The organism is Tenacibaculum holothuriorum (genome assembly GCF_002120225.1).
GTDB lineage: Bacteria > Bacteroidota > Bacteroidia > Flavobacteriales > Flavobacteriaceae > Polaribacter > Polaribacter holothuriorum.
Window position 1 is genome coordinate 1 of the sequence record NZ_LAPZ01000028.1, and the last position, 891, is coordinate 891.

Consider the following 891-nt stretch of genomic DNA (forward strand, 5'->3'; position numbering starts at 1 on the left):
TTAAAAATAGAGAATAACAATTTTATTTTTGGAGATTTTGAAGATGAGTTCAATCAATATAAAAATTTAAATACATTTACATATTCACCTCAAGATAAGTTTGATGAGATTAGAGAAGAAAATGTTAAAGATGGGGAGGGATTTAAACTAACCTCAACTGTTTTTGGGGAAACAGTATCAAATAGTACTAACAATTCTTATCAATGGTATAAAGATGGGGGTGCTATAGACGGTGCAGTAAACAAAACTTATTCTATTGCTTCGATGAGCCCTAGTGATGCTGGTGTTTACAATTTAAAAGTAACAAATAGTACAATAACTAACTTAGAGCTAGTACAACAAAATATAACTATAAATTATAGTAATACATCCCACCCAGATTATAACGCGTTAAAGGCATTATATGATAGTGCTAATGGAGATAATTGGACTCATAAATGGGATTTAAACTCTCCAATAAGTAATTGGCATGGAGTTAGGTTAGAAAATAATAGAGTAGTTGAGTTATGGTTAAGCGATAACAATATAGTAGGTACTATTCCTACAGAAATTAGTGAGTTGAGTGAAATTAAAATTTTGGATATTTCATTAAATGAATTATCTGGAATTATACCTGATGAATTATTTAATTTAACTAATTTAACTCATTTGGTTATCGGGGCAAATAAGTTAAGCGGAGAGATATCACCTAATATAAGTGCTCTGAGTAATCTCAAGGAGATTTCTTTAAATAAGAATCAATTAACAGGAGTTATACCTGTTGAATTAGGAGCGTTAACTAATCTTACTAGCCTGAATTTATCTGAAAACCTTTTAACAGGTGAAATTCCAGGAGAACTAGGTAGTTTAACAAAATTAGGTTTACTTTATTTATGGGGAAATCAATTAACA

Annotated in this window: 1 protein-coding gene; it reads left to right on the forward strand. The window is 29.7% G+C overall.

Annotated features, from left to right (window positions below; genetic code table 11):
- Positions 1 to 891, forward strand: an 891-nt coding sequence (locus WH52_RS14735; RefSeq protein WP_086031728.1) for an immunoglobulin domain-containing protein, incomplete at both ends; no start/stop codon positions are given.